A 6,223-nucleotide genomic window follows, 5' to 3' on the forward strand; every position below is an offset into this window, starting at 1 on the left:
GATGTACTGCTACGTCGCCCTCAGGAAATTCCAACAATATGAATTCGAGAAACTGAAAAACCGATCCCGATTGACACCGGGAGTCATATCAGCGGTCGCGGTTTAAGCGCGCACAGCACCGCATCTACAGCTCGTTCCCAGATGACCAGCGCGTTCCTCCTTGCCCGTCCGCTCAGGCGACGAAGTGTAGTTGAACGAGCCAGTTTCAGCGCTACGCGGGTTGAGCACCTTTCCGTACCGGCTTCACCTTAGTGGAGCGAAAGGCCTAGTCGCGAGTGGCGCGCTGGATTGCGCCATACCTATCAATGCGCGGATCTTTGCGGCAGGCCCACGACCGTAGATCCGCGCGACAACCTGGTGCTGTACGGCGTGCATGCCGTGCAGAAAGCGATTCAGCTTTCGGTGCGCTCAAGAATCGGTATAAGCGGATACCGCACCACTCCGAATACTCCACCAAATAAGTCGTGACTGGCTTGAATTCAACCGGCCTTAACTCACGATGCACCACTGGCAGCGAGCTTGACAAATAGTCTGGCTGCTTCGTTGCCATGGGACAAAGCGCGCAGTGCAAGGGAGAGCGCTAGCTGTGCGTCGTGGGAGGCCGCGCTACGATCCTGATCGAAGAGCTTGACGGCGTGGCGCATATGCTGCGCCGCCTGCGTGTGAAGCTCCACGGCCGCCGCATGATGTTTTGCCACGTCCGCGGCACTTGCGCCTGAGCCGGTCGATGGAGGCGTTATTGATGGCGTATTGGCGCTGTGCGCGCCAGCGTCGTGTGCCTGATCGATCGCATGCAACGTGTGGCCATGGGCCATCATCGCCTGATGTGCGGCGTGGACAAAGTCTTGACCGTCATCGAAATGCCGCGACGCCTCGCGGTGATGTCGCGCGGCCTGCTCGTGGTGTGACGCCGCGGCTTCGAGATGACCTTTCTTGCTGTGCTTCGTGTTCATGCCGGCTCCTGTGCAACTTCAGGACTGGTTCGGATGGCGACCGATTCGAAGACACAGTGGCGGGTCGCAACAAGATCCTAATCTACACGCCCTTGCGCCTTCTGTGGCATTTGCGTCTCGCGGAGAATCGGCGCACTGTGGCGATCACCGCGCGGTCAGCATCCGGAGGATTTTCTGCACGATGCGGACTCGGCCAGGAGCAATGGCCCTTCGCAAAGGTCGTAATTAGGACATTGAGATGTCGGCTTCGATCAGTTAACGGTCGATCACAGACTCATTTCTGCGCGGCACTTCCGATTCCTTGATGTGTCTCTGCCCTCTGTAATGCCCAGCAGGAAGCTGTCAAACTGCTGACTTCGGCGCGGCCCTGTCTGCGCGGCTTTCACCCCTACCCGGTAAAGTTGGCGTACTGCCAAAATCTCGCGATGCGGCTGCACGCGAACGGCGGGACGACCGGCACGAAAGCATTGCCCCGACGGTTTCCGTCGCCGGCAGCGCCCGGCGTTGAGAAACGCGCGAAAGATGCGACCATACAGCCGTCGCCTGCTGCTCGCGACGTCAAGATGCGCAACGCGATTGCGCCCGCCAGCCACACAGTGCGGGACTGCTGCGCGCTTGCCGCTATACTTCCCCCTCCACCAACGGACACGTAGCCGGCACACATGGCCACGTTCGTGCAATTCGTCTTGCAACTGGACCAGGACCTCGAAGCGCTGCTGGTCCAGCATGGGCCGTTGGCCTACGCAATCCTCGGGGCGATCGTCTTCTGCAGTGTCGGCGTACTGCCGCTCGTCATTCTGCCCGCGGACATGCTCCTGTTCCTGTCCGGCGCGCTCGCTGCCGTCGGCGTGCTGCAGCCTGTGTGGCTCGCGCCGTTGCTGGTCGCGGCCGCGGTTGCAGGAAAAGTGTTCAACTATGCGCTGGCACGTGCCGTCGCGTCGGTATGGAACCCGAAGCGCAGCGGCTGGATCGACAAGGTGACTGCGCGAACGCGCGCGCTCTACGTACGTCACGGCGCCGCGCTGCTGCTGTACTCTCCGTTCATCGCAATCGTCCGGGCGGTCGCGCCCGCGCTCGCCGGCGCGACGAAGATGCCGTTTCGCCGCTTCGTGCGCTTCGCGACCGGCGGCGCGGTGATCTGGATATGCTCACTTGCGGGTCCCGGGTATTTTTTCGGCAACGTGCCGTGGGTCCGCTCGCACCTGCCGGCTGCGATGGCGATCGTGATCGGCGCGGGTGTCGTCGCGTTCGTCGTCAGCCTGCTGTGGCGAGGACGGCGAAAGCGCCGCACCACCGACCCGACGCTACCCGACGAAAAGTCCCGCTGCGACTGACGCGGCGGCCCACAACGCGCCAGGCAGCGCTGCTCGCGAGGAAACGCATGAACCCGCGTCTGCTGAAATGCACATGTGCGGCCGTGCTCGCCACACTGCTCGGGTGGGGACTGTATGTCGGCCGCCCCGTGCTGGTGCCAATTGCGTTCGGCATCATCGCGACGTACGTGGTCTTCGGTCTCGCCAACCTGCTGCGCCGCATTCCCTACCTCGGTACACGCCTGCGGGACGGCCTGCGCCACGCGATCGCTGCGACGCTGATGCTCTTCACGGTCTACCTGTCGGTCGACCTGCTGCTGTCCGACAGGGACCGGCTGATGGCCGTCGCGCCGAAGTACGAGGCGACGCTGCTCGTACTGTTTACGAAGTTCGCCGCGCTGCTGCACATCGAAACGGAGGCCAACTGGGCTGCAATCCGCCGCGACCTGTTAGCGAGCGTCAACGTGCAGGCGATCATAACCGCCACGCTGTCGTCGGTGTCGTCGCTGCTCGCGGCGATCATCGTCGTGCTGCTTTATGCGACGTTCTTTCTGATCGAGCACGCGAAATACCGCCGCAAGCTCGTGAACTTCGCGGGCGACTCGACGCGGATCGTGTCGGTAATCGACGAGATCAACTCGAAGATCGGCGTCTATCTCGCGATGAAGACCCTGCTCGGCGCGATCCTTGGCATCGCGAGCTGGATCTGCATGCGGCTCGTCGGACTCGAATTCGCGGAACTTTGGGCGGTGCTGGCCGGCCTACTGAACTTCATCCCGTATGCGGGCTCGTGGATCTCGGTCGCGGTGCCGACGCTGCTCGCCGCGCTGCAGTTCGGCCAGTGGAACGCGGCGATCGTGCTGTTCATCTCGCTCACGCTCGCGAACTTCGTGGTCGGCCATCTCCTCGACCCGTGGCTGATGGGCGGCTCACTGAACCTGAGCCCCGCGGTGATCCTGATCAGTCTGGCGGTGTGGTCGTCGATCTGGGGCGTCGCGGGCGCCTTCCTCGCAGTGCCGATCACCGTCGGCCTGGTCATTGCGTTTTCCACATTCGAATCGACACGTCGTTTCGCAGTTTTCCTGACGAACGATGACTAACGTTGTTCGCCTGTCGGTGACCTCCATTAATTTCAGGGATACTTCGCGCGCGTGGCGCGCGCCTCATCACTCTCATAAAGGGATGCGATACTGGCGAACCGAGGACGTATGTCCGCCGTCGGGAGCGGGTGTTCCCTTCGCGCTACAGATGTAGGCCGCCGCCTTGAAGGGGTTGGGCGTCGCGGGCAATCGGTGCCTCGAGGAGACATCCAAACTCGCGGGCAAAGTCGACAGAGACGCGCGCGTGGACGGCGCCCTGCTTGTCAAAGAACCGCTGGGTTCCTTCGAGAGTGAACACACCTTCATGCCAGATGTTTGGATGGATGTAGAGGCCCTGCTGTCCATCAAAGCGAAAGCACACGAACCTCTCTGGCGCTATGTCGTCCCCGGGCAGCGCCAAGGGAACGTAGAACGGGCGATGGTCGAGAGGAAAGAACAGTTGTCCACCGTCTGGGTGGTAGTTCGCGTGCCAAAGCAACATGCGCTCCGGTACATTGGTGTTGTCGTCACGGGCTGCTTCAGGCTCCACTGCGTACGCAAGGATGTAGTTGCCGCCCACAGCCTCGTTTCGACCGTACAGAATGTCCCCGCGCCATTCGCTCACAAATGTGCCTTCGGTCGTGCCTGCCTCATCACCGGTTCCAGGGTCAACGGGCCTTGCACCCACTGCCGGCCACTGCACAATCTCGATCGAACACTCGCTCGGGTCTGCTACAAGCCTGCCGAATCCATCAAGCGTTGTGGGGGTCGCATCGACCACGGGCATTGACACGCGCCGAAGGCCAGAAGGAAGGCTGGGATTGAGGTAATCGATTTCTTGGGTCATTGCGGCAGTCTACAGGAGTAGAACGTACCGACCGCCGATGGTCGAACAAAGAGTTTGACCGCCGCTTGTCCACGTGGAAACGGCCACTGGCACAACGTCGGACCTGACGTCGGAAGTGGGTCGGCTACGGAAGTTGGCGGCGATGCTGCGGCGCAACCGCAGCAACACAGGTCGACCGTCCGGGCCCGGCCCTTTCGGCCGTTCGACACGGCGGGCTGGATTGTCAACATTAGCGAGGCGATCTATCACTCTGTCCAAATCGTGCATGCCGTCGAACGTGAAAAGAATTTTCGACGGCGCGAATTGCTTGATTATGGTTTGAAGTAACGAATGTCCTGCGCCTTCCGGACAAAAGACTACCAGGTCGATATCAGAGAGACGGTCTGCGCTGTCCTTTGCAAACGACCCCACAACCACCGCACCGGCGCATCCAGGCGATTCTCGAAGAGCAGCGGCGATCCGAATGAGAAGCGCGATCTGTAATGTCGTAGAGGGCTTGTTTCGCGACCTTTCGAGGAATGCGGCCTGTCACATCAGCCGCGTCCGGCCATCAAGAGACATTCGATTTGCACGATCGAATGGCGGAAGTCCGGCGTGGATTTGACGCTGAATATCTGTCCACTTCTATAAAGAAATCCGCTCAACCTCTTCAAACTGGATCGCGCTCGAATGTTGGTCGTAGCGTTGCGTCGTGCGCGTCGACGCGTCAGTTTCCGCGCTTGCAACGTCATCAGGCGTCTGTTCGCGCGAAGCGTTTGCGAACAACGAGGCTAAAACTTTCCTCTAACGTCATAGTTGACGAATACATCAATATTGGGTGTAATATCACAATACGTCCCGGACAGGTCGACTGACGACATAGCTGGCTGGCCGTTGGCAGGCGGCGATACCTGAAGGGTTCCCTTGTAGCCTAAGGCGCCTGGTGGCTGTAGTTTCCCGACTCCTCGTTGGTTCTCGTTTAAATGGATTGAACGCAAAAATGAAAAAGATTTTGATCGCCGCCGCAGTTGTTTTCAGCACTAGCGTGTTTGCAGGCGAAGCCCTCGTACCGAAGGTCTATCGCGAAATCGCCGTGGCGCCGACGAATCAGCGCGAAGCTGAAATCGCGTCGCTGTTCGATCGGTGGAATGAGGCGCTCGCAACGGGCGACGCCGACTCCGTTGCCAGGCTCTACGCACCCGATGCCGTACTGGAGCCAACGGTTTCCAATGAAATCCGCACGACTCCCGCCAGCATCAAGGACTATTTCGTGAAGTTTCTGAAGCTGAAACCGCACGGTACGATCAACCTCCGCGAGATCCGCTTGCTGAGCGACGATTCGGCGCTGGACACGGGCGTCTATACGTTCGACTTGATGAAGAACGGCAAGCATCAGAAGGTGCATGCGCGCTATACATTCGTGTACAAGAAGGTTGATGGGGAGTGGAAGATCCTCAATCACCATTCGTCGGCGATGCCGGAGTAACACTCCATTGAACAACGGGTCCGTGCCAGGCGATCAGATGTGAATGGCTGAGCGCGTTAGACACCTCACGCCAATTGCTGCCGCGCATGCTTCACGCGCAGAATCGAGGGGAATTTCGGCCGCCAACCCTCATAGATCAAATGAAACTGTCAACTGGCGATTGAGCCCGGCTAGCCCCTCGATAAGAATTTAAGTTCAACGAATTCCAGGCGCCGCTCGGCCCTGTCGCCAGAATTCTGGATTGACGCAATTAATTTTCACTACAAACCTCATGGCGGCCTCCGGAAACTTTCTCGAAGTCGACGCGCTCAGGATCGGCCTCCACACGGTCAGGCTGCTTGCCCGCGTCGATACCGATACGCGGCACGATGTCGTGGCTACGCTGAGAGCTGCCTAAAAGCGAGGCCAGCGATCCGGCCGGCGGCAACACCAACCGCGTGCGTTTCAGAGTCCGTTCCATCGCCATTCAAAGCGAACACATGCCACATTCAGTTGAAATCGCCGGCGCAGTCATTTTCGGACTGGCCCTGCTCCATACGCTCCTCGCGAAACGCTTCGAGGTTCTG

Annotated in this window: 7 protein-coding genes; 4 read left to right on the plus strand and 3 right to left on the minus strand. The window is 60.0% G+C overall.

From position 1 onward, the window contains the following. Window positions 1-494: 494 nt before the first annotated feature. Window positions 495-953: a hypothetical protein gene (locus tag HDG33_RS36400; protein ID WP_184041107.1), complete on the minus strand. Its 459-nt coding sequence runs from the start codon at window positions 951-953 to the stop codon at window positions 495-497. Between the two features lie 662 nt (window positions 954-1,615). Here HDG33_RS36400 and HDG33_RS36405 point away from each other — a divergent pair. Further along, window positions 1,616-2,287 carry a DedA family protein gene (locus HDG33_RS36405; RefSeq protein ID WP_184041109.1) on the plus strand — a complete coding sequence of 224 codons (672 nt, stop codon included), beginning with the start codon at window positions 1,616-1,618 and terminating at the stop codon, window positions 2,285-2,287. 47 nt (window positions 2,288-2,334) lie between these two features. Further along, window positions 2,335-3,366 carry an AI-2E family transporter gene (locus tag HDG33_RS36410; RefSeq protein WP_184041111.1) on the plus strand — a complete coding sequence of 344 codons (1,032 nt, stop codon included), beginning with the start codon at window positions 2,335-2,337 and terminating at the stop codon, window positions 3,364-3,366. Between the two features lie 142 nt (window positions 3,367-3,508). Here HDG33_RS36410 and HDG33_RS36415 read toward each other — a convergent pair whose 3' ends face one another. Further along, entirely contained in the window at window positions 3,509-4,192 is a 684-nt protein-coding gene (locus HDG33_RS36415) for an ureidoglycolate lyase (protein WP_184041113.1), read from the minus strand. A 9-nt stretch (window positions 4,193-4,201) separates the two neighbouring features. Beyond that, a complete protein-coding gene (locus HDG33_RS38550; RefSeq protein ID WP_184041114.1) occupies window positions 4,202-4,669 on the minus strand; it encodes a nucleotidyltransferase domain-containing protein in 468 nt (155 codons plus the stop codon). Between the two features lie 445 nt (window positions 4,670-5,114). On the opposite strand from HDG33_RS38550, the gene HDG33_RS36425 reads away from it, so the two are divergent. Continuing rightward, window positions 5,115-5,657 carry an SgcJ/EcaC family oxidoreductase gene (locus HDG33_RS36425; protein ID WP_311548421.1) on the plus strand — a complete coding sequence of 181 codons (543 nt, stop codon included), beginning with the start codon at window positions 5,115-5,117 and terminating at the stop codon, window positions 5,655-5,657. A gap of 271 nt (window positions 5,658-5,928) precedes the next feature. Then, complete coding sequence (locus HDG33_RS38555; RefSeq protein WP_143037115.1) at window positions 5,929-6,054, plus strand: PliI family lysozyme inhibitor of I-type lysozyme; 126 nt, start codon at window positions 5,929-5,931, stop codon at window positions 6,052-6,054. Window positions 6,055-6,223 lie beyond the last annotated feature (169 nt).

The organism is Paraburkholderia sp. Cpub6 (assembly GCF_014201065.1).
Taxonomy (GTDB): Bacteria; Pseudomonadota; Gammaproteobacteria; order Burkholderiales; family Burkholderiaceae; genus Paraburkholderia; species Paraburkholderia tuberum.

What these genes read in the sequence shown, in the direction of transcription:
- HDG33_RS36400 (WP_184041107.1), bottom strand. Translation starts at nt 953, where the DNA reads ATGAACACGAAGCACAGCAAGAAAGGTCATCTCGAAGCCGCGGCGTCA.
- HDG33_RS38555 (WP_143037115.1), top strand. Translation starts at nt 5,929, where the DNA reads ATGGCGGCCTCCGGAAACTTTCTCGAAGTCGACGCGCTCAGGATCGGC.
- HDG33_RS36410 (WP_184041111.1), top strand. Translation starts at nt 2,335, where the DNA reads ATGAACCCGCGTCTGCTGAAATGCACATGTGCGGCCGTGCTCGCCACA.
- HDG33_RS36405 (WP_184041109.1), top strand. Translation starts at nt 1,616, where the DNA reads ATGGCCACGTTCGTGCAATTCGTCTTGCAACTGGACCAGGACCTCGAA.
- HDG33_RS36415 (WP_184041113.1), bottom strand. Translation starts at nt 4,192, where the DNA reads ATGACCCAAGAAATCGATTACCTCAATCCCAGCCTTCCTTCTGGCCTT.